26 protein-coding genes are annotated in these 26,790 nt (G+C 70.2%); 16 read left to right on the top strand and 10 right to left on the bottom strand.

Annotated features, from left to right (window positions below):
* The first annotated feature begins 108 nt into the window (after nucleotides 1-108).
* The 5 genes from ACI2JZ_RS06065 (at nucleotide 109) to ACI2JZ_RS06085 (ending at nucleotide 6,389) form a co-directional block, all read left to right on the top strand.
* Nucleotides 109-729, top strand: a complete 621-nt coding sequence (locus ACI2JZ_RS06065; protein WP_247623907.1) for an RNA polymerase sigma factor — start codon at nucleotides 109-111, stop codon at nucleotides 727-729.
* Nucleotides 726-1,196, top strand: a complete 471-nt coding sequence (locus ACI2JZ_RS06070) for a hypothetical protein (protein ID WP_404596877.1) — start codon at nucleotides 726-728, stop codon at nucleotides 1,194-1,196. The genes ACI2JZ_RS06065 and ACI2JZ_RS06070 overlap by 4 nt, the downstream gene beginning before the upstream one ends.
* A gap of 198 nt (nucleotides 1,197-1,394) precedes the next feature.
* The gene (locus tag ACI2JZ_RS06075) at nucleotides 1,395-2,951 is read left to right on the top strand and encodes a S8 family peptidase (RefSeq protein ID WP_404596878.1); all 1,557 of its coding nucleotides are present in this window, start codon (nucleotides 1,395-1,397) and stop codon (nucleotides 2,949-2,951) included.
* 104 nt (nucleotides 2,952-3,055) lie between these two features.
* Nucleotides 3,056-5,524, top strand: coding sequence for a CHAT domain-containing protein (locus tag ACI2JZ_RS06080; protein ID WP_404596879.1), 2,469 nt, complete (start codon nucleotides 3,056-3,058; stop codon nucleotides 5,522-5,524).
* 271 nt (nucleotides 5,525-5,795) lie between these two features.
* On the top strand, nucleotides 5,796-6,389 hold the full coding sequence (locus tag ACI2JZ_RS06085) for a short chain dehydrogenase (RefSeq protein WP_247957350.1): 594 nt from the start codon (nucleotides 5,796-5,798) through the stop codon (nucleotides 6,387-6,389).
* Nucleotides 6,390-6,426: 37 nt separating this feature from the next.
* Here ACI2JZ_RS06085 and ACI2JZ_RS06090 read toward each other — a convergent pair whose 3' ends face one another.
* Entirely contained in the window at nucleotides 6,427-6,726 is a 300-nt protein-coding gene (locus ACI2JZ_RS06090; protein ID WP_247623912.1) for a chorismate mutase, read from the bottom strand.
* A 64-nt stretch (nucleotides 6,727-6,790) separates the two neighbouring features.
* Between ACI2JZ_RS06090 and ACI2JZ_RS06095 the strand changes: the two genes are divergently transcribed.
* A complete protein-coding gene (locus ACI2JZ_RS06095) occupies nucleotides 6,791-8,038 on the top strand; it encodes an AI-2E family transporter (protein ID WP_404596880.1) in 1,248 nt (415 codons plus the stop codon).
* A 154-nt stretch (nucleotides 8,039-8,192) separates the two neighbouring features.
* On the opposite strand, the gene ACI2JZ_RS06100 is transcribed toward ACI2JZ_RS06095, so the two are convergent.
* The 8 genes from ACI2JZ_RS06100 to ACI2JZ_RS06135 form a co-directional block, all read right to left on the bottom strand.
* A complete protein-coding gene (locus ACI2JZ_RS06100; RefSeq protein WP_247623914.1) occupies nucleotides 8,193-9,113 on the bottom strand; it encodes an ABC transporter substrate-binding protein in 921 nt (306 codons plus the stop codon).
* Between the two features lie 72 nt (nucleotides 9,114-9,185).
* On the bottom strand, nucleotides 9,186-9,959 hold the full coding sequence (locus ACI2JZ_RS06105) for an ABC transporter permease (RefSeq protein WP_404596881.1): 774 nt from the start codon (nucleotides 9,957-9,959) through the stop codon (nucleotides 9,186-9,188).
* On the bottom strand, nucleotides 9,956-10,636 hold the full coding sequence (locus tag ACI2JZ_RS06110; protein ID WP_404596882.1) for an ABC transporter permease: 681 nt from the start codon (nucleotides 10,634-10,636) through the stop codon (nucleotides 9,956-9,958). Before ACI2JZ_RS06110 ends, ACI2JZ_RS06105 begins: the two co-directional genes overlap by 4 nt.
* Entirely contained in the window at nucleotides 10,633-11,520 is an 888-nt protein-coding gene (locus tag ACI2JZ_RS06115) for an ABC transporter ATP-binding protein (RefSeq protein ID WP_404596883.1), read from the bottom strand. Before ACI2JZ_RS06115 ends, ACI2JZ_RS06110 begins: the two co-directional genes overlap by 4 nt.
* A gap of 93 nt (nucleotides 11,521-11,613) precedes the next feature.
* Entirely contained in the window at nucleotides 11,614-11,916 is a 303-nt protein-coding gene (locus tag ACI2JZ_RS06120; protein ID WP_336641318.1) for a DUF427 domain-containing protein, read from the bottom strand.
* A gap of 190 nt (nucleotides 11,917-12,106) precedes the next feature.
* Nucleotides 12,107-13,540 (bottom strand): dihydrolipoyl dehydrogenase family protein, encoded by a 1,434-nt coding sequence (locus tag ACI2JZ_RS06125; protein WP_404596884.1) that lies wholly within the window; start codon nucleotides 13,538-13,540, stop codon nucleotides 12,107-12,109.
* 324 nt (nucleotides 13,541-13,864) lie between these two features.
* The gene (locus tag ACI2JZ_RS06130) at nucleotides 13,865-14,968 is read right to left on the bottom strand and encodes a lactonase family protein (RefSeq protein WP_404596885.1); all 1,104 of its coding nucleotides are present in this window, start codon (nucleotides 14,966-14,968) and stop codon (nucleotides 13,865-13,867) included.
* Between the two features lie 4 nt (nucleotides 14,969-14,972).
* Nucleotides 14,973-16,259, bottom strand: coding sequence for an adenylosuccinate synthase (locus tag ACI2JZ_RS06135; RefSeq protein WP_247623921.1), 1,287 nt, complete (start codon nucleotides 16,257-16,259; stop codon nucleotides 14,973-14,975).
* Between the two features lie 175 nt (nucleotides 16,260-16,434).
* Between ACI2JZ_RS06135 and ACI2JZ_RS06140 the strand changes: the two genes are divergently transcribed.
* From ACI2JZ_RS06140 to ACI2JZ_RS06185, 10 genes are all read left to right on the top strand, one after another.
* Nucleotides 16,435-17,364, top strand: a complete 930-nt coding sequence (locus ACI2JZ_RS06140; protein ID WP_404596886.1) for a DMT family transporter — start codon at nucleotides 16,435-16,437, stop codon at nucleotides 17,362-17,364.
* Between the two features lie 220 nt (nucleotides 17,365-17,584).
* Complete coding sequence (locus ACI2JZ_RS06145; RefSeq protein ID WP_404596887.1) at nucleotides 17,585-18,262, top strand: Pr6Pr family membrane protein; 678 nt, start codon at nucleotides 17,585-17,587, stop codon at nucleotides 18,260-18,262.
* Between the two features lie 130 nt (nucleotides 18,263-18,392).
* Nucleotides 18,393-19,082, top strand: coding sequence for a Pr6Pr family membrane protein (locus ACI2JZ_RS06150; RefSeq protein ID WP_404596888.1), 690 nt, complete (start codon nucleotides 18,393-18,395; stop codon nucleotides 19,080-19,082).
* Nucleotides 19,083-19,208: 126 nt separating this feature from the next.
* Complete coding sequence (locus tag ACI2JZ_RS06155) at nucleotides 19,209-20,411, top strand: AAA family ATPase (RefSeq protein ID WP_404596889.1); 1,203 nt, start codon at nucleotides 19,209-19,211, stop codon at nucleotides 20,409-20,411.
* A gap of 48 nt (nucleotides 20,412-20,459) precedes the next feature.
* Complete coding sequence (locus ACI2JZ_RS06160) at nucleotides 20,460-21,368, top strand: DUF58 domain-containing protein (RefSeq protein WP_247623928.1); 909 nt, start codon at nucleotides 20,460-20,462, stop codon at nucleotides 21,366-21,368.
* Nucleotides 21,355-21,843 (top strand): hypothetical protein, encoded by a 489-nt coding sequence (locus ACI2JZ_RS06165; RefSeq protein WP_247633323.1) that lies wholly within the window; start codon nucleotides 21,355-21,357, stop codon nucleotides 21,841-21,843. The genes ACI2JZ_RS06160 and ACI2JZ_RS06165 overlap by 14 nt, the downstream gene beginning before the upstream one ends.
* A complete protein-coding gene (locus tag ACI2JZ_RS06170; RefSeq protein WP_404596890.1) occupies nucleotides 21,834-22,820 on the top strand; it encodes a VWA domain-containing protein in 987 nt (328 codons plus the stop codon). Before ACI2JZ_RS06165 ends, ACI2JZ_RS06170 begins: the two co-directional genes overlap by 10 nt.
* Nucleotides 22,817-23,842 (top strand): VWA domain-containing protein, encoded by a 1,026-nt coding sequence (locus ACI2JZ_RS06175; protein WP_404596891.1) that lies wholly within the window; start codon nucleotides 22,817-22,819, stop codon nucleotides 23,840-23,842. The genes ACI2JZ_RS06170 and ACI2JZ_RS06175 overlap by 4 nt, the downstream gene beginning before the upstream one ends.
* On the top strand, nucleotides 23,839-24,612 hold the full coding sequence (locus ACI2JZ_RS06180; protein WP_404596892.1) for a hypothetical protein: 774 nt from the start codon (nucleotides 23,839-23,841) through the stop codon (nucleotides 24,610-24,612). Before ACI2JZ_RS06175 ends, ACI2JZ_RS06180 begins: the two co-directional genes overlap by 4 nt.
* Nucleotides 24,612-25,715: a DUF4064 domain-containing protein gene (locus tag ACI2JZ_RS06185; RefSeq protein WP_404596893.1), complete on the top strand. Its 1,104-nt coding sequence runs from the start codon at nucleotides 24,612-24,614 to the stop codon at nucleotides 25,713-25,715. Before ACI2JZ_RS06180 ends, ACI2JZ_RS06185 begins: the two co-directional genes overlap by 1 nt.
* A 136-nt stretch (nucleotides 25,716-25,851) precedes the next feature.
* On the opposite strand, the gene ACI2JZ_RS06190 is transcribed toward ACI2JZ_RS06185, so the two are convergent.
* Entirely contained in the window at nucleotides 25,852-26,586 is a 735-nt protein-coding gene (locus ACI2JZ_RS06190) for a ZIP family metal transporter (protein ID WP_404596894.1), read from the bottom strand.
* Nucleotides 26,587-26,790: the final 204 nt, after the last annotated feature.

The raw sequence follows: 26,790 nt of genomic DNA on the forward strand, positions 1-26,790 counted from the left end.
GCCCGGCATGACGGCATCCGCTCCCCGGATTCCTGGACTCCGACCAATCACGTCATGTATCAGAAACCTCTTGCCGTGCTCCTGGTAGGTGTGCTCACAATGTCTTTCATGATCGACGGTGCTCCCGGCACCGCGCTCGATCCTGCGTCGGACGACGGTCCCCCTCGCTGGCAGCATGCGGCGAACCTGTTCGACGCATGGCGCGAGGGCGACGGTCGCGCGATGGACGGGCTCGTCCGCTTGATGACGCCCGTGCTGTGGCATGTCGTCCGGGCGTATGGACTCGAGCGCTCACTCGCCGAGGACGTGGTGCAGACCACATGGATGCGTTTGGTGCGCGGTCACGCGGCGATCTCCGATGCGCAGGCTGTCTCGGCCTGGCTCACGACGACCGCCCGTCGCGAGGCCTGGCGCGTGGGCAAGGCCCACGGACGCGTCGACACGGCGGATGCCGACGACCTCGACGCCCTTCTGCCGGTGCAGGACTCGGCCGAGGAGCGGGCGGCGATCGCGGATGAGCGGCGGCAACTCTGGAACGCCGTGCGTCGACTGGCCGAACGGTGCCAGCGCCTGCTGCGGGTGGTCGCGTTCGAGGACCGCCCGGACTACGCCCGCCTCGCCCAGGATCTCGCGATGCCAGTGGGGAGCATCGGCCCGACGCGGCAGCGGTGCCTGGCGAAACTGCGCTCGCTGCTCGACACCGCCCCGCGGGCGGAGGGGATCGCATGAGCACCCACGATGACGCCCTGTTCGCCGAGCTGCGGGCGATGTGGCGCGATGCCGACCCGGTGCCCGACACGCTCGTCGATCGGATGATCGCGGCCGTCGCCGCCGACGGGCTGAGCCAGGAGTACGCGCTGCTGACGCTCATCGAGGACCAGCTGGGCGCGGTGCGCGGAGACACGGATGCCCTGACGTTGCAGTTCAGCGACGGCACGACGAGCATCCTGCTGCACGTCACGGCGAGCGCGGGCGGCCTGCGCCGCGTCGACGGGTGGGTCGACACGGCGGCCGTCGAGATCGTGCTCGCACAGGGCGAGGAGGGCTCGGCGAGCGAGACGATCCGCACGACCGCACCCGCCGAGACCGGACGGTTCGTGTTCGACGAGGTCCCCGCGGGCATGACCACGGTGCGCCTGACCACCACGGTCGGCGGCGAGGCGCGCACTCTCGCGACGCCGCGCTTCGAACTCTGACCGCCGTGACGCCGCGGCCGCTGTATCGCCGTAATCGCTGTATCGCCGTAATCGCTGTATCGCCGTAATCGCTGTATCGCCGTAATCGCTGTACCGCTGTAGATCGCTGTAACCGCTGTGAGCTGTGGCGGTGCCCGCCGACCCGACGGGCACCGGGGATGGAACGCGGGGAAGGACCCGCGCAGGAAGGGATGACGCATGGAGCAGCCGAGAGGGTGGAGTTGGCAGGACCGGGCAGAGGGATCGATCAGGCGCGGCACGGCGCTGGATCCGAGCGTGGAGCCGGTCGACGGCATCCGCGCGTTCCCCACCGCGTACCTGCCCACGCGCCTGCTGATCACGCAGGACCTCGAGAACGGGGAGGAGTACGACCGCGAGCTGCGCACGTTGCGCGATGCGGCCGACTCCTTCGGATGGACGCTCGAGATCGAGGCATCCGATCGTGAGAACGCCGGCGAGCTGCTGCCCGGCGTTCCCGGCTTCCTCCGCGCGCGCCTGACCACCCCAGAAGAGCCGACCGGCGGCGAATCCCCGGTCGCTCCGGATGCCTGGCGCGTGCTGCAGCGCGCCCGCCGCATGTCGCGCTCGACCATGCCGCGCACGAGCCTCGAGCACGTGCTGTCGATCGATCCGGTCGGCCTCAATCCGTTCAGCCGCACAAATCCCTTCAGCCGTACCAACCCGTTCAGCCGCACGAATCCCGTGCGCGGGGCCGGCGCGGGAGGCAGCGACGACTACCTCGAGCCGGGTCGCGGCGCGCGGCAGCCGGTGAGCTGGCTGGGCCCTGCGCCCCGGCGCGGACCCGACCCGACGACGGGCCGGCGCCCCGTGGTGGCGGTGCTCGACACCGGCTGCGGGGTGCACGACTGGCTGCCCGATGACATCGTCACGCGGCACGTCGAGCTCGACGGGGTGCCGATCGGCCTGACCGACGACGCGGATCCCGAGCGCTACCCCGACCTCTACGGGCAGCTCGACGGTGAGATCGACGCGGTCGCGGGGCACGGCACGTTCATCGCGGGCATCGTGCGCCAGACCGCTCCGGATGCCGACATCCTCTCGGTGCGCGTCGCCGGGGCGCTCGGGGTGATCGACGAGAGCGACCTGCTGACGACGCTCGCGCAGGTGATCGAGCTGCTGCGGAGGTATCGCGAGGACCCGAAGACCGGGCATCCGATCGACGTGCTCAACCTGTCGCTCGGGTACTACCACGAGACCCCGGAGGACGGTCTCTACAGCCGCACCCTCTACGCGCTGCTCGCCAAGGCGCGGGAGCTCGGCTGCGTGGTGGTGTGCTCGGCCGGCAACGATGCGATCGACCGCCCATCGTTCCCCGCGTCGCTGTGGGCGTGGCCGGGGGCCGACAACGGCATCGACCGCGATCGCTGGGCGCCGCTCGTCTCGGTCGGGGCGCTCAACCCCTCGGCCCGGTCGGTGGCGCTGTTCTCGAACGTCGGACCGTGGGTGCGGCTGTACGCCCCGGGGGCCGCGGTCGTCAGCACGTCGCCGGCGTTCGTGGGCGGTCAGCAGGCGATGACGCGGGCCGACATCGACGGGCTGCGGCGCGAGACGATCGATCCCGACGACTACCGCGGCGGCTTCGCGGTGTGGAGCGGCACGTCGTTCGCGGCACCGTACGTCGCGGGCCGGATCGCCGCGCTCCTGGGCGAGGTCTCGGTGGCGGATGTCGACGCGGATGCCGTCGACGCCGCCGTGACCTCGGTGGTCGCCGACCTCCCCTCGCCGGTCGACTAGGCCGCCCCCTGGAGCATCGGCTGGGGCCCTGAGCCTGTCGACGGGTCCCAGCCAGCCGGCGACAGGACTTCCCCCCGGGTGCGGCGACCCGGCATTCTGGGGGGATGCCCCTGTCCGCGAGCGAACTGCACCGGCGCGGGGTCGAAGCGGCCAACGCCCGACGGTTCGCGGCGGCCCGTCGCGCCCTCGACGACGCCGCGGCCCGCACCGACGACGCCGACCTGCGGGCACGGATCGACGGCACCCGGGCGTACGTGCAGGCGCAGACCGGGCATCCGTCCGAGGCCGAGCAGCTGTGCCGCGAGGCGCTCGATCGCGCGGGGCTCAGCGACGCGACCGTCGCACTGCTGAGCGGGCAGCTCGGCACGCTGCTCATGCACGGCGGCACCCTCGCCGAGGCCGAGGTCATGCTCAGCCGCGCGATCGACGCGCTCGGGGCGACCGGCGACGAGAGCACCGAGCTCGCGAACTGCCTCATGAACCGTTCGATGGTGCGGATGCAGCGGCACGATCTCGCGGCATCGACCGATGACCTGCACCGGGCCGTCGCGGTCTACGAGGCGAGCGGCGACGAGGAACCCCTCGCCGAGGCCCGCCACAACCTCGGCTACGCGGCGCTGCTCGGTGGCGACCTCGTGACCGCGCTGTCGCTCATGACCGCCTCGCGTCCGGTGTTCGCTGCGACCAGCGACCTCGCGACGGCGATCAGCGACCTCGACCGCGCCGAGGTGCTGCGCGATGCCGGGCTGACGACCGAGGCCGAGACCCTGCTCGCCCGGGTGGCCGGGCAGTTCGGTGCGCAGCGGATGCCGCAGGCCCGGGGCGAGGCGGAGTTCCACCTGTCGCGTTCCCTGATGCGGCACGACCCGGTGGCGGCCGAGCGCATGGCACGCACTGCGGCCCGCCGCTTCGCCGCCCTCGGCAGCGCGGGCTGGGCGGCGCGCGCCGACGCCGTGCGCCTTGAGTCGCGGCTGCGCACCCGCCCCTCGGGCCGCAGTGCGCGCATCGACGACGACATCGAGCGCACGGCATCCGCTCTCGCGCACGGCGGCTTCCGCACCGAGGCGACCGCCCTGCGCCTCGACGCACGCCGCGACGGCAGCGGACGGATGCCGCGCGTCGATGCGAGCGCCCCCACACCGCTGCGGCTGAGGGCGCACGAGGTGCGCGCCGCCCGGGCGGCGGCGGGCGGTCGCCACACGGCGGCTCTGCGCGCGGCGACCGAGGGACTCGATCTGCTCACCTCGTGGCAGCAGTCGTTCGGCGCGCTCGACCTGCAGGCGTCCGTCGCGATGCACGGCACGGATCTGATGTTCGCGGGGCTCCGGGCGGCGGCGAGGACGCGCGACCCCGCCGTGCTGTTCGAGTGGGCGGAGCGCGCCCGCCACCTCAGCCACCAGGTCGCGCCGGTGCGTCCGCCGGTCGACGACGCACAGGCATCCGATCTCGCCGAGCTGCGGATGCTGCGCGCCGACCTCGCCGGTGCCGACTGGACGACCGACGCCCGCGTGCGCGTGCTGCGCGACCGGGTGCGCGAGCGGCAGTGGGCGGCGACCGGCGCCGGGGAGACCCGCGGGCGCCTCGATCTCGCCGGCGCCCGCGCGCACCTCGACCCCGGCACGGCGCTGCTCGCGTACCTCTACACGGGCGATGAGCTGCTGTGCGTGGCGACGACGGCATCCGGAGCATCGGTCGTCGAACTGTCGTGGTCGCGCGTGCGCGCCGCGATGGACGGGCTCCGTGCCGACCTCGACGTCGCCGCCCTCACCCGGGGCGGCACCCTGTCCGCGCTGATCGAGCGGTCGCTCGCCGTGCGCCTGCAGACCCTCGACGACGAGCTCCTCACCCCCGTGCGCGCCGCGGTGAACCCGGCGGATGCGCAGCGCGTCGTCATCACCCTGCCCGGCGTACTGGCCGGTGTGCCGTGGGCGATGCTGCCCGGCATGCACGGCGTGCCCTTCACGGTCGCGACCTCGGCGTCGCGCTGGGCCGAGGTGCGCACCCGCCGCGCGACGGGTCGTCGCCCGGAACGCATCGGCTTCGCCACCGGCCCTCGCGTTCCCCGCGCTGGGGAAGAGGTGCAACGGGCACGCGCGGCTTGGGCGACGACGGATGCCGCGACCACCACGCTCCTCGGAGACGAGGCGACGGTGTCGGCCGTGACCGAGCTGGCCGGGGCATCCGATCTCCTGCACATCGCCGCGCACGGGCGGCACTCCGCCGACAACCCCCTGTTCTCGGGCTTCGAGCTCGCCGACGGCACGCTGTTCGGTTACGACGTCGACCTGATCCCGACAGCGCCCGAGACGGTCATCCTCTCGGCGTGCGAGCTGGGCCGATCGGCGGTGCGCTGGGGCGAGGAGGCGCTCGGCATGACACGGGTGTGGCTGCATGCCGGCACCCGCTGCGTGATCGCCGCTCCCGTCACCGTGCCCGACGATGTCGCGTGCGAGTTGCTCGCCGCGGTGCACGGGCACCTCGCCGACGGCATGGACCCCGCGCCCGCCCTCGCTGTCGCCGCGCAGGAGACCGGGCATCGGGCGCCGTTCCAGTGCCACGGCGCCGGGTTCTGAGGTTTTTCGAGTTTTTCTCGACGCGATGTATCACGCGGGGCGCGAGGCGCTCCTGTTCTTCGGAAGGTGTCGAACGCGGGAGGCTCCGAGCACCGGAGTCGGGAGGACGCGGTCGAGGGGGGTTCATCCGTGCACTGGGGAGTGCGGGAGGGCGACGACCGGCACCGACTGCTCAGAGATCACCGCGGCTCGGCTCCGTGATGGCCTCGGAAGGGTCCGGCGGACGGGGAACGCCGGGCCCTTCGTCCGTCTGCGGTGAAAGACTGGGGTCATGAAGATCGTCGTCATCGGAGCATCCGGAAGCATCGGCCGCGTCGTCTCGGACACGCTCGAATCCCGCGGGCACGAGGTGATCCGCGCGTCGCGCACCGGCGAGGTGCGCGTCGATCTGGCGGATGCCGCGTCGATCGCCGCCCTGTTCGTCGAGGTGAACGACATCGACGCCGTGGTCGTGGCGGCGGGCTCCGTGCCGTTCAAGCACCTCACCGAACTCGACCGCGACGACTACACGGCGGCGTTCCTCGGCAAGACGCTTCCGCAGATCGAGGTCGTGCGTCAGGCGATCACGCACCTGCGCGACGGCGGATCGGTCACACTCACCAGCGGCGTGCTGTCGCGCGACCCGATCGCCACCGGCGCGGCGGCCGCGATGGCCAACGGTGCGCTCGAGTCGTTCGTGATCACGGCGGCCGCCGAGGCGCCCCGCGGCATCCGCATCAACGCGGTCTCGCCCGACGTGCTCGAGAACTCCCCCGGCTATCACCGGCTGTTCGCCGGTCACCGCCCGGTCGGCGACGACGAGATCGGTCGCGCCTACACCCTCGCGGTGGAGGGCCTCGAGACGGGTCGGACGATCACGGTCTGACCGACGGGTTGGCGGGCGGTCGGGCCGGCTGGCTCGGTCAGCGTGACTCGGCTGCCGCGGTGTGGTGACGGATGACCTCGGCCACCACGAAGTTGAACCACTTCTCGGCGAACTCGGGGTCGAGGTGCGCCTCCTCGGCGAGCGCGCGCAGGCGGGCGACCTGCTGCTCCTCGCGGCCGGGGTCGGAGGCGGGCATGTCGTACTCGGCCTTGAGGTGACCGACCTGCTGAGTCGCCCGGAAGCGCTCGGCGAGCATGAAGATCAGCGCGGCGTCGATGTTGTCGATGCTGGCACGCAGGCGCAGCAGTTCGGCCTTCGGATCCTGTGGCGCGGTCATGCCTCCACTCTAGAGCGCGAGCGAACGCCGGTGATCGGATGCCGGGCACCGCTATCGTGAGCACATGAGCAACGAGAAGCCGCCGGCATCCGGGCCCTCCGACGACGCCGCGGCGGCGGACGAGCACTCGCCGGCCGCGGAGTCTGCGGCCGCTCCGTCTGCGGCGTCGGCGTCGGCTCCGTCTGCGGCATCGGCGCCGGACTCGACGACGTCGCACCCGCAGCGGGCCGTCGTGATCGAGCCGATGACGCCGAGCCGCTCGTTCTGGACCCGCATCGACCGCCCCTTCGTCTTCGGCTTCCTGGTGACGCTCGGCGGTCTCGGCGCCCTCGTTCTCGGGCTCGCGGTCACGAGCCTGTCGACCGTGCTCATCTACATCGCCCTCGCCCTCTTCGCCGCCCTCGGGCTCGACCCGTCGGTGCGCTTCCTCGAGCGCCGAGGGCTCTCCCGCGCGATCTCGGTCGTGATCGTGATCCTGTCGCTGATCGTCGTCGTGGCGCTGATCCTCTGGATGGTGCTGCCGATCGTGATCGAGCAGATCGCGAGCTTCGTGCGATCGGTCCCCGGGATGATCGCCGACTTCCAGCGCAGCGATCTCTACGCCACGCTCGACGACCAGTTCGGCGACCAGTTCCAGGGCCTCGTGGCCGACGTGCAGAAGTTCCTCACCGACCCCGGCAACATCGCCAGCATCGGCGGCGGCGCATTGCAGGTCGGAGCATCCATCGCCTCGGGGATCTCGGGTGTGATCGTGGTGCTCGTGCTCACCCTGTACTTCGTCGCGACTCTGCCCGGAATGAAGCAGAGCATGCTGCGCCTGATCCCCGCCCGCGACCGCGACCGCGCCGGCGACATCACCGACCAGATCACCGATTCGGTCGGTGGATACGTGATGGGCATGGTCGTGCTCGCGTTCTTCAATGCGATCCTCGCGCTGCTGCTCTACACGTTCCTGGGGCTGCCGTTCCCGCCGCTCATGGCGACGGTCGCGTTCTGCATCACGCTGATCCCGCTGGTCGGATCGGTGATGTTCTGGATCATCGGTACGGGCCTCGCGCTCTTCACCGACCCGCTCGGTGCGCTGATCTTCGCGGCGATCTACCTCGTCTACATGCAGATCGAGGCGTACGTCATCACTCCGCGCGTCATGAACAAGGCGATCGCGATCCCCGGCTCGCTCGTGGTGATCGGAGCCCTCGCCGGTGGCACGCTGCTCGGTCTGCTCGGGGCTCTCGTGGCGGTGCCGGTGGCGGCATCCATCCTCATCATCATCAAACAGGTCTGGGTCCCGAGGCAGGACGCCCGGGTGTAGCGGGGGCGGATCCTCCGTCGGAGCCCGCCTCTCGCACGCCCCTCGCGCATCCCCCTCTCGGAGTCGCGTCGACGGATGCGGGACGGATGCCGGGCACACGCAGAAGTGCCCGGACCCATCGGGCCCGGGCACTTCTCGTGATGCGGTCAGGAGGTCAGATCAGACCCTGGTCCTCGAGCCACTTCTTGGCGATGTCCTTCGACGACTGCTGGTCGACCGTGCTGAGCACGTTCAGCGACACGAGCTCCTCGGCGGTGAGCTTGGCGCTGACCTCGTTGAGCACGTCGGAGACCTCGTCGGCGATGTCGCTCGACACGATCGGCACGACGTTCGACGAGATGATCAGGTTCTCGGGGTCTTCGAGGGCCACGATGTCTTCGGTCTCGAAGGCCGGGTCGGCGGTGTAGATGTCGGCGACCTGGATCTCGCCGGCGAGCAGCGACTCGAGCGTGCTCGGGCCGGTGGCCGAGAACTGCAGGTCCACGCCGTAGACGTCCTTGGCCGCGGACGGGCTGTAGGGGCGCTGCTCGAACTCGGGAGCCGCACCGATGGTGACGGGCGACGGAGCCTTCGACAGGTCGGCGATCGAGGTGATGCCGTACTCGTCGGCGAAGCTCTTGAGCACCGTGTAGGTGTCCTGGTCGGATGCCTCGGCGAAGTCGAGAGCCGTCAGGCTGTCGGGCAGGGCGTCCTGCAGGGCGGCGTAGACGTCGTCGGGGCTGGTGACGTCGACCCCGTCCTTCGACAGGTACTCGAGCAGGCTGCCCGTGTACTCGGGGAAGACGTTGATCGCGCCGGACTCGACCTCGGGCATGTACGCGTCGCGCTGACCGATGTTGAGCTGCGTCTCGACGTCGAAACCGGCGTTCGAGAGGGCCTGGGCGTAGATCTCGGCGATGATCTCGTTCGAGTAGTACGCCTGCGAGCCGACGACGATCGTGTCGCCGCTGCCGGAACCGGCGCTGTCGGACGGCTCGTCGAGCGGGTTGCTTCCGCCGCAGGCCGACAGGGTGAGCGCGGCCGCGGCGACAAGGCCGACGGCGAGGACGGAGCGCTTGCCTCGTGCTGTGAACATGGATTTCCTCTTCTCTGGAAACTGCTGGGACTTCGAGTGCTGTGGATTCAGGTGGATGACGCCGGGCGGTGCTCAGGCGGTGGCGGGTGCGGGTTCGGAGCTGGTGGCGGATGCCGTGGCCGAGCCGGTGCGGGAAGCCGCGGTCCGGCTCGATCGCTTACCGTCGGCGCGCGGCCCACCGCCACGGAGCCCGGCGGGAACGGCGGCGCGCTGGGCGGTGGCGAGAAGCAGATCGACGATCAGGGCGAGCACCGCGACGATGATCGCGCCCGCGAGCACCTGGTCGAACCGGCGCAGCGGGATGCCCTGGATGATCGGCCAACCGAGACCGCCGAGGTTCACATAGGCGGCGATCGTGACGGTCGCGATGACCTGCAGGAGCGCCGAGCGGATGCCGCCGACCAGCAGCGGCAGACCGAGAGGCACCTCGACCTTCCAGAACACCTGCCAGCCGGTCATACCCATCGCCTTGGCGGCGTCGAGCGTGCGCCGATCGATCGCTTCGAGGCCGGTGTAGGCGCCGGCGAGCAGCGAGGGGATCGCGAGGAGCACGAAGGTGATGATCGCGGCCTCGGGGATGCGGAGCACTCCGAGCAGGAGCACCAGCAGCACCATGAGTCCGAACGAGGGGATGGCGCGGGCGGCACCCGAGACGGCGACCGCCACCTCGCGGCCGCGGCCCGTGTGCCCGATCAGCCACCCGATCGGGATCGCGATCGCCGCGGCGATCAGTACCGAGATCGCGGTGAGGGCGAGGTGCTCGCCCAGGAGTTTGGGCAGCGCGTAGGTGCCGGTCCACTGGGCGGGGGCGAAGATCCAGGCGAAGGCTTCGACGAAGAGGTTCATGCGGGAGCCCCCACGGCGATCGCGCGGCTCGCGGTGGCCTTCGAGGCCGCCCGGGTCCACGGCATGAGCGCGCGGCCGACCAGCAGCAGGATCAGGTCGATCACGAGTGCGATGACGACGACCGCGATCACCCCGGCGAAGACCTCGGCGATGATGCGCCGTTCGAGGCCGTTCGTGAAGAGGTAGCCGAGGTTCGTGACGCCGATCAGGATGCCGACGGTGGCGAGCGAGATCGTGCTGACCGCGGTCACCCGGAGTCCGGCGAGGATCACGGGGCCGGCGAGCGGGAACTCGACCGCCCAGAAACGGCGGAAGGGCGCGAACCCGGTGGCCGTCGCCGCCTGGCGCACGTCGTCGTCGACCGAGTCGAGGCCGTCGGACACGGCGCGCACGAGGATCGCGATCGCATAGATCGTCAGGGCGATCACGAGGTTCGTCTCGCTGATCGCCGAGTAGCCGAGCGTGGCGGGCAGCAGGATCAGCAGCGCGAGCGAGGGGATCGTGTACAGCAGACCCGTCAGAACGATGATCGGGCCGCGTACGAGTCGGTACCGCCAGGCCACCCAGCCGAGGGGCAGCGAGAGGACGAACCCGAGCACGATCGGCACGATGCTCTGCCGCAGGTGCACCGCGGTGAGCTCGAGGATCAGCCCGAAGTTGCCTACGACCCAGTTCACGGCTGACCACCCTGCACGGCGCCGAGGGCCGCGGCATCCGGCCCCGCCAGCGGACCGTCGACGTGCTCGGTCTCGGCGACGAGCGCCCCCTGGGTGCGTCCCTCGGAGTCGACGACCACGGTGCCCTGCGGCGTCTGCTTGAGGTGCAGCGCGCGGCGCCCGCGGTCCGCACCGATGAACGAGGCGACGAAGTCGTCGGCCGGGTTCTCGATGATCTCGCTCGGCGAGCCCACCTGAACGACCCGCGCGCCCTTGTCGAGGATGACGACCTGGTCGCCGAGCAGGAACGCCTCGTCGATGTCGTGCGTGACGAACACGACCGTCTTGTCGAGCTCGTGCTGCAGCCGCAGGGTCTCCTGCTGCAGGTCGGCGCGCACGATCGGGTCGACGGCGCCGAACGGTTCGTCCATCAGCAGGATGTTCGGGTCGGCGGCGAGACCGCGGGCCACACCCACGCGCTGCTGCTGACCGCCCGAAAGCTGGCTGGGGTAGCGCTCGGCGAGCTTCTGGTCGAGACCGACCGTGTCGAGCAGTTCGCGCGAGCGCGCGTACGCCTCGGACTTCTTCACACCGTTCAGACGCAGCACGGTCGAGACGTTGTCGATCACCGTGAAGTGCGGCATCAGTCCCGAGTTCTGCATGACGTAGCCGATGCGACGGCGCAGCTGCACCGGGTCGCCGCCGAGAACGCTCTCGCCGTCGATCTCGACGTCGCCCGAGGTCGGCTCGACCATGCGGTTGATCATGCGCAGCAGCGTCGTCTTGCCGCAGCCCGACGAACCCACGAACACCGTCGTCTTGCGCGACGGCAGCACCAGGCTGAAGTCGTTCACGGCTACGGTGCCGTCGGGGAACTGCTTGGTGACGTTGCGGAATTCGATCATGGGTGGTCTCCCGTCGGGGGATCGATGCAGGGCGCGACGATGGCGGGCATGTGTGCGGCGGGTTCTACGACGACGAGCGGATGCCGTCGCCGATCAGGCCGAGACCTCGACGCTCGGGTCGAACGCGACGTAGCCCGAGAAGTCGCCGCCGACGCGCTCGAAAGCGGTCGGGTACGGCGTCGGGTACGACCACGCGAGGTCTTTGTGCAGCTCTCCGTCGACCTCGACGGAGAAGTACTGCGCCGCACCCTTCCAGGGGCACGTGTACGGAGTCGGGCTCTCGACGAGCGCGCCCGGCGTGATCGACGCCGGCGGAAAGTACCAGTTGCCCTCGATGCGGAAGAGGTCGGCTTCGTCGGCCTCGGCGATCACGGTTCCTGCGAGTACAGCCTTCATGGTTCTGCCTCCTGGGATGTGGGTTAGAGCGTATAAGAGGTCGCCGACATTGCGGCGGGGGTTGTGCGCGCGGCCGTCAATGTGAGAAATAAAGCGCGCAGCGAAGCATCCGCCGTCACTCCCTGTTCGGAGCGTCGGCCGATTCGGATCGGATGCCGCAGCGCCTCCGTCGACGCCCCGGCCCGGCGGCTCACGCCGAAGCCCGCCCGTAGCCCTCGAGCAGGCGCAGCCAGACCTCGCTCACCGTCGGATACGAGGGCACGGCGTGCCACAGGCGCTTGATCGGCACCTCACCGACGACCGCGATCGTCGCGGCCTGCACCAGTTCGGCGACCTCCGGGCCGACGAACGTCGCACCGAGCACGACGTCGCGCGCGGTGTCGACGACGAGCCGGGCCTGCCCCTCGAACCCGTCCTCGTAGAGGCTCGCCCCGGCCACCCAGCCCAGGTCGTAGTCGACGACCTTCACCTCGTGGCCCGCATCGCGTGCGGCCTTCTCGGTGAGCCCGACCGATCCCACCTCAGGGATCGAGAAGGTCACCTGCGGAACCGCGGCGTGGTCTGCGGTGGCGGCGTGGCGACCCCACTCGTCGGCATCCACCGGCTCGTCCTTCGCCCGGGCGGCGATCACATCGCCCGCCGCGCGCGCCTGGTACTTGCCCTGGTGCGTGAGCAGCACCCGGCCGTTGACGTCGCCCACCGCGTACAGCCAGTCCGAACCGGGCACCCGCAGGGTGTCGTCGACCTCGATCCACGTGCCGGACTCGAGGCCCGCCGTCTCGAGGCCGATGTCGCCGCTGCGCGGCGAACGCCCCGTCGCCACGAGCACCTCGCTCGCGGTGATCTCGCTGTCGTCGTCGAGGGTGATCGTGACGCCGGCGTCATCGCGCCGCACGGCCGACGTGCCCGTGTTCAGCCGCACGTCGACGCCGAGCTCGCGCAGCCCCGCCGCGACGCGCTCGCCCGCGAACGGCTCCATGCCGCCCAGCAGGTCGCTGCGTGCGATGAGGGTGACCGTCGATCCGAGCGCGGCGTAGGCCGTCGCCATCTCGACCGCGACCACACCGCCGCCGATCACGGCCAGCGAGTCCGGAAGCTCTTCGGCGCTCGTGGCCTCGCGGCTCGTCCACGGAGAAGCCTCGCGCAGGCCGGGGATCGGCGGCACGACGGCATCCGAACCCGTGCTGATCGCGACCGCGTGGCGGGCATGCAGCACCCGCGTGCCGCCGTCGGCATCGGTCACCGTGACCTCGCGCTCGCCCGTCAGGCGCCCGTGCCCGCGGGCCAGATCGATGTGCGCCGACTCCAGCCACTTCACCTGGCCGTCATCCGACCAGTTGCTCGTGAAGGAGTCGCGGCGCGCGAAGACCGCACGCACGTCGAGAGCACCGGTCACCGCCTCTTTCGCGCCGGCGACGTGCTGGGCCGCGCGCAGCGCCTGGGCCGAGCGCAACAGCGCCTTCGACGGCATGCACGCCCAGTACGAGCACTCCCCACCGACCAGCTCGCTCTCGACGATGATCGCCGTGAGACCTCCCTGCACCGCGCGGTCCGCGACGTTCTCGCCGACCGGTCCTCCGCCCAGCACGATCAGGTCGTACTCGTTCGTCTTGTCTGCAGTCATCGCTTCGCACCTCTCCGCGCAACAGTCTCGCTGAACAGCAACGTCGTGTCACGGGGTGGTTGTTCCCCGACGCGCCGGGTACGGTATGCGCCGCGTGGGGTTCACAACTCCGGGGAAACCGGGCCGCGCCGACGCTGGGGGTGCGAAACCCGCCAGATCGGGACCGATTCTCCGGAGTTGTGCACCGCTTCTCCGGCCGAGGGCGTACCCAACTCAGGAAGAACCGGCCAGAACCGCCCGAAACAAGCCGAATCCGGCGAAATCCGAGCCTTCTTCCTGAGTTGGGTACACACGCCGAGCAGGATCGAAGCCCCGGCGCCGGGGTCAGCGCACCGGCAGGATGTGCGTCGGCGTCGCGGCGGGGGCCTGGTGGCGGATGCCGAGGGGCGCGCCCGTGCGTTCGTCGAGGTCGATCAGGCTGATCGAGTCGGACCGCTGCCCGGCGACCACGAGCTTGCCCTCGAACACCAGGTGATGGCGCGGCCAGTCGACGCCGGAGTCGGCGAGCGCGATGGATTCGAGGCGCTCACCTCCGCCGAGCACGCGCAGCGCCGCGATCGTGTTGCTGCCGCGCAGAGCCGTGTACAGGAAGGCGCCGTCGCGGGTGCGGGCGAGCTCGGCGGGGAAGTCGACGCCGACCTCGGCGATGGGACTCGACAGGGTCGACGACACGACGGCCCACGACCCGCTCGGGGTCTCGGCGAGGGTGAACACCTCGCACGAGTACTCCGTGACGATGTGCAGATGCCCGCTCGGGTGCACCACCATGTGACGCGGACCGACGCCGAGCGGCAGGATCACCTCGTGGTCGAGGCGCAGCCCGGTGCCCGACAGCCGCCAGAAGCGCACGAGGTCGAAGCCGAGGTCGGTCGTGACGATACGCCCGTCCGGCAGGAACGCCGCCGAGTGGGCGTGCGAAGCGCGAGCGGGCAGACCGTAGGGATCGGATGCCGCCGCACCCACGCCCGGCTCCTCGCGCACCGCGTTGGGGTCTTCGTCCTCGCCGAACAGTGCCGCGCGCAGCGCCGCCGCAGCATCCGCCTTCGCCGGCACGATGCGCCCGTCGGTCGCGAGGCCGAATCGCACGACCCGACCGTCGCCGTAGCAGCTGGCGATCAGCGTCGCCCCGTCGCGCGAGACGGCCAAGTGGCACACGGCGTCACCCGCCTGCACCGGGCCGCCGAGCGGGGCGAGCGATCCCTCGCCCGAGCGCACGAAGGCCTGCACCGCGCCCTCGTGCTCGAGCGCCGCATAGACGACGTCGAGCGACGGATGCTGCGCCAACCACGACGGCGAGGATGCCGTCGCCGCGAGGTCGCGGTAGCCGAGCGTCGTGGCTTCGCGGCCGTCGTCTCCGGCAAGGAATCCGATCCCCTCGGCGGAGCCGTCCATCTCGGGGCCGTAGCCCCCGAGCCAGAAACGGGTCACGGGGTCAGTCGACGAGGTCGTGGCGCACGACCACCTGGTCGCGCTCCGGGCCCACGCCGATGACCGAGATGCGCGTGTTGCTCATCTTCTCGAGCGCGAGCACGTAGTCCTGCGCGTTCTTGGGCAGGTCGTCGAAGGTGCGGGCGACCGAGATGTCTTCGCTCCAGCCGGGGAAGTACTCGAGGATCGGCGTCGCGTGGTGGAAGTCGGTCTGGTTGACCGGCACCTCGTCGAAGCGCTCCCCGTCGACGTCGTAGGCGACGCACACGGGGATCTGCTCGAGTCCGGTGAGGATGTCGAGCTTGGTGAGCACGAGGTCGGTGATGCCGTTGACGCGCGTGGCGTAGCGGGTGATGGGGGCGTCGTACCAGCCGACGCGGCGCGGACGGCCGGTGGTGGTGCCGAACTCGAAGCCGCGCGAGCGCAGCCATTCGCCCTGCTCGTCGAAGAGCTCGGTCGGGAACGGACCCGATCCGACGCGGGTCGTGTACGCCTTGACGATGCCGACGATGCGGTCGAGCGCACCGGGACCGACGCCCGAACCGGTGGCCGCGCCACCCGCGGTCGCCGACGACGACGTCACGAACGGGTAGGTGCCGTGGTCGACGTCGAGCATGGTGGCCTGGCCGCCCTCGAACACGACGACCTCGCCGCGGTCGAGCGCCTCGGCCAGCAGGTAGCCGGTGTCGGCGACCAGCGGGCGCAGCCGCTCGGCATACGAGAGCAGGTCTTCGACGATCTCGTCGACCGTGATGGCGCGGCGGTTGAAGATCTTCACCAACAGGTGGTTCTTCTGGTCGAGCGCACCCTCGACCTTCTGGCGCAGGATGTTCTCGTCGAACAGATCTTGCACGCGGATGCCGACGCGGTTGATCTTGTCGGCGTAGGCCGGTCCGATGCCGCGTCCGGTGGTACCGATCATGCGCTTGCCGAGGAAGCGCTCGGTGACCTTGTCGAGCGTGCGGTGGTACTGGGTGATGATGTGCGCGTTGGCGCTCACCTTCAGGCGCGACACGTCGATGCCGCGGGCGCCGAGCGCCTCGAGCTCGTGGAAGAGCACCTCGAGGTCGACGACGACGCCGTTGCCGATGACCGGCGTCACGCCGGGGGAGAGGATGCCGGAGGGCAGCAGGTGCAGGGCGTACTTCTCGTTGCCCACCACGACGGTGTGCCCGGCGTTGTTGCCGCCGTTGAACTTCACGACCCAGTCGGTGCGGTCACCGAGCAGATCGGTGGCCTTGCCCTTTCCTTCGTCGCCCCACTGCACGCCGACGATAACGATTCCTGGCATGGGTGTCCCCCTTGCTTTCGCCGGGTTTGCACCGGCTGATGAGCTGGCCCTTGTCGGGCTCCCCCATCCTATCGAAGGGGCCGACATCGCCTTCGGCGAGGTCCTGGCGGGATATGGACGGATGCTGTCGCTCCCGCGCATCGCGGATGTCGGAGGCCCCTGTCACCATCGGAGGATGTCGAAGACCGCTCCCCTCACCGGCGACCTGCCGGGCACGAAGCCCCGGCAGGGACCGCTCGTGCTGATCGCCGCCCTCGTGACGGTCGTGCTCTGGGCGTCGGCGTTCATCGGCATCCGCGGGGCGGGTCCGCACTTCGACCCGGGTGCGCTCGCACTGCTGCGCATGGCGGTCGGCAGTCTCGTTCTCGCGATCATCGCGGTGCGCCACGGCATCCGTCTGCCCGCTCGCCGGCACTGGTGGCTGGTCGCGGTGTGGGGCGTCGGGTGGTTCTGCGTCTACAACCTGGCGCTCAACGCCGCCGAGCGCACGCTCGACGCGGGCACGGCGGCGATGGTGGTGAACCTCGCACCGCTGATGGTCGTGGTGTTCAGCGGACTCTTCCTGCGCGAGGGGTTCCCGAAGCCGCTGATCATCGGGGCGCCGATCGCGTTCCTCGGCGTCGTGCTGATCGGCATGAACTCGCAGGCGGCCGAGGGTGAGGGCCCCGATCTCACAGGGCTGCTGCTGGCCCTGCTCGCCGCGGTCATGTACGCGGGGTGCACGCTGCTGCAGAAGCATCTGCTGAGCGCCGGGTCCGATGCGACCACGCTCACCTGGCTCGGCGCGATGGCCGGCACCGTCGCACTGCTGCCGTGGACGGGCAGCCTGATCGGTGCGATGCAGAGCGCTCCCCTCGGCTCGACCCTCTGGGTCGTCTACCTCGGCATCTTCCCCACGGCGATCGCCTTCACGACCTGGGCCTACGTGCTGCAGCGCAGCACCGCGGGGCAGACCTCCGCCACGACCTACGTCGTGCCCGCGGTCGCGATCCTGATGTCGTGGGCGATCCTCGGCGAAGTGCCGACCCCGCTGATGTTCCTCGGCGGCGCGCTCTGCCTGCTGGGTGTGCTCGTGACGCGGTTGCGGTGGGGGCGGCGGGGCTGACTCAGGCGTATCGATATACCGATCGCCATAGCGAATCCGGCCGAATCCGGCCGAATCCGCCCGAATTCGGCGGCCCACTTAGTGATATTCCGACAAGCCCGCGTCCAGAGTGGGAAACCGCCCGGAGATGCCGGAGTTCGTCCATTTCACGGCTACGGTGTCCGACGGTTCGACCGCCAGAGTGTCGAGCACGGAACGTCGGAGGAACGATGAAAACTGTGTGCCCTTCGTGCGGATCGTCGCCGCCCTACTCGCGCTCGCGGCACTCGCGCGGCAGCTCACACGCGAGATCGCGACCGCCCAGGCGGCGACGACCGAATGGGGACGCGACATCCCCACCGCGGTCTCGAACTTCTTCAGTTTCTTCACCACGCTCTCCGGTCTCATCGCGGCCATCGTCCTGCTGATCGCCGCCGGGTGGATGCTGCGCACCCGCCGCAGCGACGACACGGAACCCCGCTGGCTCGCCGTGCTGCTCGCCTACGCGAGCACTTACATGATCACGACGGGCATCGTCTACAACCTGCTGCTGCGCAACATCCCCTCGCACAGCGCGACCGAGGCGTGGACGAGCGAGACGCTGCACGTCGTGCTCCCGACCGTGATGCTGCTCGACGTTCTCTTCGCACCCCGCCGCCGCGCACTCGGTTGGGGCACCGCGCTCCCCGCCGTGGTCTTCCCGCTCGCGTGGGGCGGCTACACACTGGTTCGCGGGCCGTTCATCACCGACCCGTTCACCGCCACGCCCTACTGGTACCCGTACCCGTTCCTCAACCCGAACACCTCGAGCTGGACCTCGGTGGGCCTGTACGTCGCCGCCATCGCGGCCGCGATCGTCGTCATCTCGCTCATCGTCGTCGGGATCGGGCGCCTCCGCGGCGCGCGAAAGCGTCACTAGGTCGCGCCGTTCGACTGAATCAGGCCGCTCCGCGACGGTACGGGCCCGAGCCGACCGTGGCGCCCGTGCGGGCGCCGAGTCCACACTGATGTCATCGGTCTTCTCCCGATACATTGGCGGCGGAGGCATGATGACGACTTGGTGGCCCTACCTGCGGATCGCCGCAGCCCTTCTCGGCGCTGCGGCGCTCGTGCGGCAGATTACGGTGTCGATCACGAACGCGCACTCGTCGACCACCGAGTGGGGTTCGCACGTGCCGACCGTCGTGGCGAACTTCTTCAGCTTCTTCACCGTGCTGTCGAACATCGGCGCGGTGGTCTCCCTGACGATCGCCGCGATCTGGATGATCCGCACGCGCCGCGACGACACCCCCGAACCCCGCTGGTTGGCCACGCTGCTCGTCTGCACCAGCACCTACATGATCGTCACGGGCATCGTCTACAACCTGCTCCTCCGGTACATCAACCTCGACGGCGTCTCGGAGGTGTGGACCAACGAGACGCTGCACGTGATCGTGCCGCTCGTCATGCTCCTCGATGTGCTCTTCGCGCCCCGTCGGCGCGCACTGCCGTGGAGCGCGGCCCTGGTCGCCGTGATCTTCCCGCTGGTATGGACCGTCTACACGATGGTGCGCGCGAACTTCATCACGGGCCCGATCACCGGGAACCCGTGGTGGTACCCCTATCCGTTCCTCGACCCGCACGGCCCCGGCGGATGGGGCTCGGTCGTCGTCTACATCATCGGGATCGCGATCGGCATCGTCGCCGTCGCCGCCGGTGTGGTCTGGGTGGGTCGTCGCCGAGGCATCCGCGTTCCCTGATCCGACGGGGCGCTCGGCCGATGGGGACTCCTCCCCATCGGCTCCGAGCCGGCGCGTCGGTGGATGCGGTTACCCTGGTGCGGGGGAAGGACGCGATGTTTCCCCGCGTGATCGAGGAGACTGCAGATGAACGAGCCCTACGCGCCGGACCCGTCGACGAATACGGCCCCTCCGCCCGCGCCTCCCGCGCCGGCACCCGCGCTTCGCAGCGAACAGCGCGACGCGACGACGCCGCCTCCTCCCGCCGCGGCGGCGCCCCCGACGTTCCCGACATCCGCTCCCGCCGCACCTGCACAGGCCCCGGCATCCGCCCCGGCTCCGAAAGCGGATGCCGCGCCCAGGACGGCCCCGTCCGACGCGGAGATCTCGCGGGCGAGCGACGTGCTGAAGGTCGTCTCCGACGCCTACTCCGCGAAGATGGTGGGCCAGGAGCGCCTGCGCATGAGCCTGCTCATCTCACTCATCGCCGGCGGCCACATCCTGCTCGAGAGCGTGCCCGGCCTCGCCAAGACGACCGCCGCGAGCACCCTCGCCGACACGGTCAAGGCGCAGTTCAAGCGCATCCAGTGCACGCCCGACCTACTGCCGAGCGACATCACGGGGAACCAGATCTACGACGCGGCGACCGGCTCGTTCCGCACCGTGCTCGGCCCCGTGCACGCCAACTTCGTGCTGCTCGACGAGATCAACCGATCGAGCGCCAAGACCCAGAGCGCCATGCTCGAGGCGATGCAGGAGCACCAGACCACGATCGGCGGTGAGGTGCACCACCTGCCGAAGCCCTTCCTCGTGATCGCGACGCAGAACCCGATCGAGCAGGAGGGCACCTACGAGCTGCCCGAGGCGCAGATGGACCGCTTCCTGCTCAAGGAGATCGTCGAGTACCCGAGCCCCGCCGAGGAGTTCGAGATCCTCGGCCGCATCGACTCCGGTGTGCTCGACCCCGACCGGCACGTCTCGAGCGCGATCTCGCTCGACGACGTCCACATGCTGCAGGACGTGGCCAGCCGCATCTACGTCGACCCCGCGATCCGCAACTACATCGTGTCGATCGCGTACGTCACGCGTAACCCCGCACCGTACATCGGCGACGACCGCGCCCGGTTCATCAAGTACGGCGCGAGCCCCCGCGCGAGCATCGCGTTCCTGCAGGCGTCGCGCGCCCTCGCCCTGCTCAAGGGTCGCTCGCACGTGCTGCCCGAAGACATCCGCGAGCTGCGCCACCTCGTGCTGCGCCACCGCGTGCTGCTGACGTTCGAGGCCGACGCCGAAGGCATCCGCAGCGAGGAGATCATCGACCAGATCTTCGCCGCCGTCCCCACTCCCTGACCCGGTCGCCGAGCCCGGAACCGTCGCCCCGCACCGGAACAGAAGCCCATGCCCAGTCTGATCACGCAGGTGAAGAGCAAGCTCTTCCTGCACTCGTCGCGCAAGTCGATGCACGCGCTCGACGGTGCGCACGCGTCGCTGCTGCGTGGGCGCAGCCTGGACTTCGAAGACCTGCGCAAGTACGAATACGGCGACCAGGTGCGCGACATCGACTGGCGCGCGACGGCCCGCCTGGGCACGCCGCTGGTCAAGCGATCGCGGGCGATGCGCATGCAGACGGTGCTGTTCGTCGTCGACACCGGGCGCTCGATGACGGCCCTCGCGGCCGACGAGCGCCCGAAGAAGGACCTCGCGATCATGGCGGCCGGTGCTCTCGGCATCCTGACCCTGCGTCACGGCGACGACTTCACCACGGTGTACGGCGATGCCTCGCGCGCGCGTCGCCTGCCCCCCGGTCGCAGCGAGGGCGCACTCGAGCACGCACTGCGCACGATCAGCCGGGCGACCGACGAGAGCACGGTTCCCAACGACCGCGACGGCCTGCTCTCGTACGTCACCCGCACGGTGTCGCGGCGCATGATCGTCGCCGTCATCACCGACGAGGCGCCCATCACGAGCGAGACCGAGCGGATGCTGCGCCGGCTGCGCGTGCAGCACGACGTGCTGTGGCTCACCCTCCGCGACGCGGATCCGGTGCTCGATCACGCGACGGGGCGCATCCGCAGCGACGTCGACAGCAGCTGGGACGTGCCGGACTTCGTGCAGGGCGATGCGGCGATCGTGCGCCAGCTCACCGCGCAGGCGCAGGCCGAGGAGGCGCACCTCGCCGAAACCCTGAAGCGCCTCGAGATCGGACACGCCGTGCTCGAGGGTCAGGAGTCGGCCGTTCCGCAGCTGCTGCGCCTGCTCCACGGGGCGCTCAGCCGATCCGGCGGGAGGTCGAATGCCCGGGTCTGATGAGCTCTACCCGCCGGCGCAGTACGGCTGGGGCTGGGTGCTGCTCGCGTTCGGCATCCTCGCCCTGCTGATCGTGGGCGCATGGCTCGTGATCGCCCTCACGAAGCAGCGCCGCCCCGCCGACCGTCTCGGCATCGAGCAGCCGCAGTTGCTCACGGGCGACGTGCTCAGCCAGTTGCGCGTGGAGTACCTCGACCGCGTGCAGCAGATCGAGACCGACTACCGCGAGAAGCGGCTCTCGCCCCGCAACGCCAACCTCGAGCTGAGCCGCGTGGTGCGCACCTTCGTCAACGAGTACAGCGGCCTCGAGGCCCCGGTGCTCGCCCTCGACGACCTCGTCTCCCGTGGAGTGCACCCCGCCCTGATCGACGCGATGCGCCGGCACTACTATCCGAGCATCTTCCGCCAGGGCCCGCCGATCGATCCTCTCGCCGGCGCCGAGGCGGCCCGGACGGTGGTGCGCTCATGGCACTAGCGAACGGCTGGCTCATCATCGTCGCGGCCGCGGTCGTGATCACCGCCCTCGGCATCGGTCTCGCGCTCGGACTGCGCAGCCGCGGGCAGTCCACGGGAACCGACCGCGCACGCATCGCCCGCGCGGAGCGTCTGCGCGCGCTGCCCGCGTTCCGTGAAGCGCTCTCCCGACGGATCATCGCCCTGAGCGGCATCCTGCTCCTGGGCGCGCTCACGGTCATCACGGCCGGCGTCGTGGCCGCCCGGCCGATGTCCTCCCAGACGATCCAGCCCGTCAACACGAGCCGCGACATCATGCTCTGCCTCGACGTCTCGGGATCGATGTCGGAGGTCGACGTCGAGGTGCTGACGGTGTTCGAAGAGCTGCTCGACGGCTTCGAGGGCGAACGCATCGGGCTGACGATCTTCAACAGCTCGCCGGTGCAGATCTTCCCGCTCACCGACGACTACGACTTCATCCGCACGCACCTCGAGAGCATGCGCGAGAGCTTCGACTACGTCGATCAGATCCCCGAGCACTGGGTCGGCACGCTCAACGGCAACGGCGCCTCGCTGATCGGTGACGGGCTCGCCGCCTGCGCGATGGGCTTCGACCACCCCGACGACGAGCGCTCGCGCTCGGTGATCTTCGCAACCGACAACGAGATCAACGGCGCGTCGATCGTGACGCTCGAAGAGGCCGCGAACTACGCCGCGTCGAACGGCGTGCGCGTGTTCGCACTGAACCCCGTCGAGGGAAAGGACGCGGATGTGAGCGCCGAACTCGCCGCGGCGGCCGAAGCGACCGGCGGCCAGGCCTACGGACTGCGCGACACCACGACCGTCGGCGACATCGTCGAGCAGGTGCGCGAGCAGGACGCGACCGAGCTCCGCGGCGAGGCGCAGGTGGTGTGGACCGACGCCCCCGATCTATGGATCGTGGTCGTCTCGATCGCGCTGCTGTCGTTCGTGGTGCTGCTGTGGAGGGTGCGACTGTGATCTTCCAACCCGCCATCAACGTCTTCCTGCTCCTGCTGCTGTTCGCCCCGATCGCCGCGCTCGTGGTGTGGGTGCTCGTGCGCGCGCCGAAGGACGCGGGGCGCTCGACAGCCCAGACGCGCAACCACCGTCTGCTCTGGGCGCTGCGGTTGGCCGCGGTGCTCGCCTGCTTCGTGATGCTGCTGCGCCCCGGCATCCCCGGCGGCGCCACGCAGACCCTGGCGACCGACACCGACATCGTGCTGGTGGTCGACACGACCGCGAGCATCGTCGCCGAGGACTGGGCCGACGGAGAGCCGCGCCTCGACGGCGTGCGCGCCGACGTGCGCACGATCATCGCCGAGTACCCGGGCGCGCGCTTCGCGCTGCTCACCTTCGACGCCGCCGCCGAACTGCGGATGCCGTTGACCACCGACACCACGGCGCTGGTCGGGTCTCTCGACGTGCTGCGCCCCGAGGTCACGAGCCAGTCGCGCGGAAGCTCGATCGGCATCGCCGCGACCCTGCTCGAGCAGACGCTCGCGTCGGCGGCCGAGTCGTCGCCCGACCGCTCGCGCATGGTGTTCTACTTCGGCGACGGCGAGCAGACCGTGTCGTCGGACCCCGAGTCGTTCGCCGCGAGCGCGCCCTACACCGACGCCGGCGCGGTGTTCGGTTACGGCACCGCCAAGGGCGGGCCCATGCGCATCACCAGCGGCGGCGTCGACGGAACGGATGCCGGGTACATCCAGTACCAGGGCTCCGATGCACTGTCGGTCGTCGACGAGCAGAACCTGCAGGCGCTGGCCGCCGAACTCGGCGTCGAGTACGAGCACCGCACGGCCGACACCGAGCCGCAGCTGCCCGAGGCACCGACGACCACCACGAACTACGCCGAATCGGGCGAGGTCGGCAACGTGACCGAGTTGTACTGGATCGCGGCGCTCGTGCTCATCGTGCTGCTCGGGATCGAATTGGCGCGCGCGACCATGCTGATCGCCCGCCTGCGCGGCCTCCGCACCCCGAAGGGAGGCACGGCATGACCGACGCTCCGTCCGCCACCGCGACCGACCCGCAGGCTGCGGCCGCGCAACTGCTCGCCTCGAACCGTCGGCGCCGCAGCATCCGTCGATGGATCGCGATCGGTTCGCTGCCCCTCGTGCTGGTGTCGCTGTTCTTCGTGGGCAAGATCCTCAGCATGTACGCGTTCGCGCACCAGGCGATCAGCGCCTACGTCGTCGACGACTACGCGGGCTCCGAGGCGGCGGCCGAGGGCCAGGAGTTCCTCAACTGGTTCGAGCCGTACAAGGCCCCCTTCAACGTTGGCACCGCGCTCGCGGGCGCCGAGGAACTGCCCGAGGCACGCACGAAGCTCGAAGAGGCTCTCGACCTGGCGACGGGCCTGGAGGTCTGCGCCGTGCGCGTCAACCTCTCGCTCGTGATCGAGCGGATGGGCGATGCGGCCCGCGAGGGCGGCGACGGCGCCGGTGCGGCCCAGCTGTACGCCGAGGCGCTGACGATCGTCGTCGAGACGCCCGAGGAGTGCAACAGCGAAGAGGCCGAGAACCAGTCGTCCGATCCGGATCGCGACATGGGCGAGAGCCTCGACGACTCCGAGGAGCGCCTGAAGGAGAAGCAGCAGCAGGAGCAGCAGCCCGACCCGCAGGGGGGCGAGGAGCAGCAGGAGCAGCCGCAGCAGCCCGACGAGCAGAAGCTCGACGACCTCAAGGACAAGCTCGACCAGGGCACGCAGGAGCGCGACCAGCAGCAGGGCGGCGACGAGCCCGGCTCGGGAACGGACAGGCCATGGTGATGGATCACGAGAGCCAGCGCGCCCGCTACCTCGCGGGCGCCGAAGGTGCGCCACCCGTTCCGCCGCCCGGCGGCTACCGCGGTGCGCGCCGCGGCACCGGACCGCAGGAGGCACCGGCGTTCCCGACGTTCGTGTCGGTGGCCGACGGCGACGACGAGCGCCGGTCGGCGAACGCGGTCGGATGGATCGCCCTGCTCGCCAGCATCCTGTTTGCCATCGTGCTGCTGGGCACGATGCTCGCCGGCGGCACCGACCTGCTCTACGGCGTCACGATGCTCGCCCTGCAGCTCGTGCTCGTCGCGGTCATCATCGCGGCGATCGCCACGAAGCGGGGGCGGATGCTCGGCGCGATCGCCCTCGTCATCGCGGTGCTGTTCAACGTCGCCACCGTCGGCGGGCTCAGCGCCCTGCAATCGTCGGCCAGCGGCAACTACGACGGATCGAAGTCCGACGAGCAGAAGCACGCCGAGGCCTACCCCGGCATCAAGGGCACCGACAACCAGGACGTGCTGAACCAGCAGTCGCTCGAGGAGGTGCGCGCCGAGGCCGACAGCCTCTTCGCCGACGTGCGCCAGCGCCTCAGCGACGAGTTCGGCTACACCTGGACGCAGTTCACCGACGAAGACCTGCGGCCCGAGCGCAACGGCTACGGCGGGGAGTCGATGCTCTACGAGTACGGCTCGGCGGGCTGGGCGACCAACGAACCGATCCAGGACTACGCGCGCAAACAGGAGGTCATGGCCGTGATCGATCAGGTCGTGCAGGAGCACGGCATGTACGGTCTGTACGCCTTCAACGACCCGACCGGATCGGGCATCGACCCGACGATGATCGAGAAGCTCTACGGCAGCGACGACCCGCGCACCCAGCACACGTGGGAGTCGTACACCGAGAACTACCCCGATCCGCTGCGCTTCTATGCGACGATCTACGACCTGTCGAACGACACGGACGGCGGATTCAGAACCGAGCGCGAGGCGCAGAACGCGCGCACCGGCGAGCCGGTCGAGGGACTGCAGCTGTTCGTGATCGCGAGCGCCGTGCTCAGTGACGACGACCGCGACGAGTTCGAGAAGAAGATCCAGGAGTACCCCGGGTTCTGAGGCCCGGGGCCGCTGCCCCTCGCTGGGTCGCTGAGCCTCGCCTCGCTGGGTCGCTGAGCCTCGCCTCACTGGGTCGCTGAGCCTCGCCTCACTGGGTCGCTGAGCCTGTCGAAGCGTCCCACCCCCGGTGAGGCGCTCAGCTCGCGAGCGCGAGACCTGCGGCGAGCGCGAAGCCCAGAACGGTCGCGAGACCGGTCGACTCCTTGGCCTTGGACTGGGCCTCGGGCACCATCGAATCGACGAGCATCACGAGCAGCGCCCCGGCCGCGAAACCGCTGGCCGCGGTGCGGAACGCATCGCCGGTAATGCTCGCGAGGCCGAAGCCCGCGACGGTCGCGGCGGCGCAGATCACGGCGACGCCGGCCCACAGCAGCAGTACGCGCGAGCGCTTCATGCCGCCGTCGAGCAGGTCGGCGGCCGAGCCGATCGATTCGGGCAGGTTGGAGACGAGGATGGCGACGACGAGCGCGATGCTCACCGGTTCGCCGGACGCGAGGCCGATGCCGAGCACGAGCTGCTCCGGGATGCCGTCGAGCAGTGCACCGACGGCGAGTTGTCCGCCGCCCGCGTCGCCCTTCTTCTTCGCGGCGCGCGCGTCGAGGATGCGTGCGGCGACGTAGTAACTGATCGCGCCGAGGGCGACGCCGATGACCAGAGGGAACGGGCCCCCGCGATCGAGGCCCTCCTCCCAGAGCTCGAAGGCGATCGAGGCCATGAGCGCGCCCGCACCGAAGCCGAGCACGATGCCCAGCCAGCGCGGCGGCCATTTCCGCAGCATCGCGAGCACGGCACCGATGAACAGCGGCGCCGCCGCGACCACGCCCCACAGCACTGCTGCGCCCATGAGCACCTCCGTGGCCCACTCTGGCACGACAGAGCGCCGACGGCATCCGCCTCTCCCGTGCGGAGGAGATCTCTCTCCCATACGGAGGAGATCTCTCGCTCCGCAGGACGGATTCGAGGATTCGCTCCTCCGTTGCGTGCGATCTCCTCCGCTGCGTGCGCCGGAGCCGGCAGCCGCACGCCGGCAGCAGGCCGGAATGGACCGCATCCGGATGCCGTCACGCATTCGGGA

The organism is Microbacterium sp. NPDC087868, from assembly GCF_044900755.1.
GTDB classification, from domain to species: Bacteria; Actinomycetota; Actinomycetes; order Actinomycetales; family Microbacteriaceae; genus Microbacterium; species Microbacterium galbinum.

Excerpts from the sequence above, each read along its gene's own strand:
- ACI2JZ_RS06155 (WP_404596889.1), top strand. The coding sequence starts at position 19,209 with ATGAACGAGCCCTACGCGCCGGACCCGTCGACGAATACGGCCCCTCCG.
- ACI2JZ_RS06125 (WP_404596884.1), bottom strand. The coding sequence starts at position 13,540 with ATGACTGCAGACAAGACGAACGAGTACGACCTGATCGTGCTGGGCGGA.
- ACI2JZ_RS06165 (WP_247633323.1), top strand. The coding sequence starts at position 21,355 with ATGCCCGGGTCTGATGAGCTCTACCCGCCGGCGCAGTACGGCTGGGGC.
- ACI2JZ_RS06135 (WP_247623921.1), bottom strand. The coding sequence starts at position 16,259 with ATGCCAGGAATCGTTATCGTCGGCGTGCAGTGGGGCGACGAAGGAAAG.
- ACI2JZ_RS06075 (WP_404596878.1), top strand. The coding sequence starts at position 1,395 with ATGGAGCAGCCGAGAGGGTGGAGTTGGCAGGACCGGGCAGAGGGATCG.
- ACI2JZ_RS06160 (WP_247623928.1), top strand. The coding sequence starts at position 20,460 with ATGCCCAGTCTGATCACGCAGGTGAAGAGCAAGCTCTTCCTGCACTCG.
- ACI2JZ_RS06100 (WP_247623914.1), bottom strand. The coding sequence starts at position 9,113 with ATGTTCACAGCACGAGGCAAGCGCTCCGTCCTCGCCGTCGGCCTTGTC.
- ACI2JZ_RS06090 (WP_247623912.1), bottom strand. The coding sequence starts at position 6,726 with ATGACCGCGCCACAGGATCCGAAGGCCGAACTGCTGCGCCTGCGTGCC.
- ACI2JZ_RS06140 (WP_404596886.1), top strand. The coding sequence starts at position 16,435 with ATGTCGAAGACCGCTCCCCTCACCGGCGACCTGCCGGGCACGAAGCCC.
- ACI2JZ_RS06085 (WP_247957350.1), top strand. The coding sequence starts at position 5,796 with ATGAAGATCGTCGTCATCGGAGCATCCGGAAGCATCGGCCGCGTCGTC.
- ACI2JZ_RS06080 (WP_404596879.1), top strand. The coding sequence starts at position 3,056 with ATGCCCCTGTCCGCGAGCGAACTGCACCGGCGCGGGGTCGAAGCGGCC.
- ACI2JZ_RS06170 (WP_404596890.1), top strand. The coding sequence starts at position 21,834 with ATGGCACTAGCGAACGGCTGGCTCATCATCGTCGCGGCCGCGGTCGTG.
- ACI2JZ_RS06150 (WP_404596888.1), top strand. The coding sequence starts at position 18,393 with ATGACGACTTGGTGGCCCTACCTGCGGATCGCCGCAGCCCTTCTCGGC.
- ACI2JZ_RS06095 (WP_404596880.1), top strand. The coding sequence starts at position 6,791 with ATGAGCAACGAGAAGCCGCCGGCATCCGGGCCCTCCGACGACGCCGCG.
- ACI2JZ_RS06070 (WP_404596877.1), top strand. The coding sequence starts at position 726 with ATGAGCACCCACGATGACGCCCTGTTCGCCGAGCTGCGGGCGATGTGG.
- ACI2JZ_RS06120 (WP_336641318.1), bottom strand. The coding sequence starts at position 11,916 with ATGAAGGCTGTACTCGCAGGAACCGTGATCGCCGAGGCCGACGAAGCC.
- ACI2JZ_RS06065 (WP_247623907.1), top strand. The coding sequence starts at position 109 with ATGATCGACGGTGCTCCCGGCACCGCGCTCGATCCTGCGTCGGACGAC.
- ACI2JZ_RS06105 (WP_404596881.1), bottom strand. The coding sequence starts at position 9,959 with ATGAACCTCTTCGTCGAAGCCTTCGCCTGGATCTTCGCCCCCGCCCAG.
- ACI2JZ_RS06115 (WP_404596883.1), bottom strand. The coding sequence starts at position 11,520 with ATGATCGAATTCCGCAACGTCACCAAGCAGTTCCCCGACGGCACCGTA.
- ACI2JZ_RS06180 (WP_404596892.1), top strand. The coding sequence starts at position 23,839 with ATGACCGACGCTCCGTCCGCCACCGCGACCGACCCGCAGGCTGCGGCC.
- ACI2JZ_RS06185 (WP_404596893.1), top strand. The coding sequence starts at position 24,612 with ATGGATCACGAGAGCCAGCGCGCCCGCTACCTCGCGGGCGCCGAAGGT.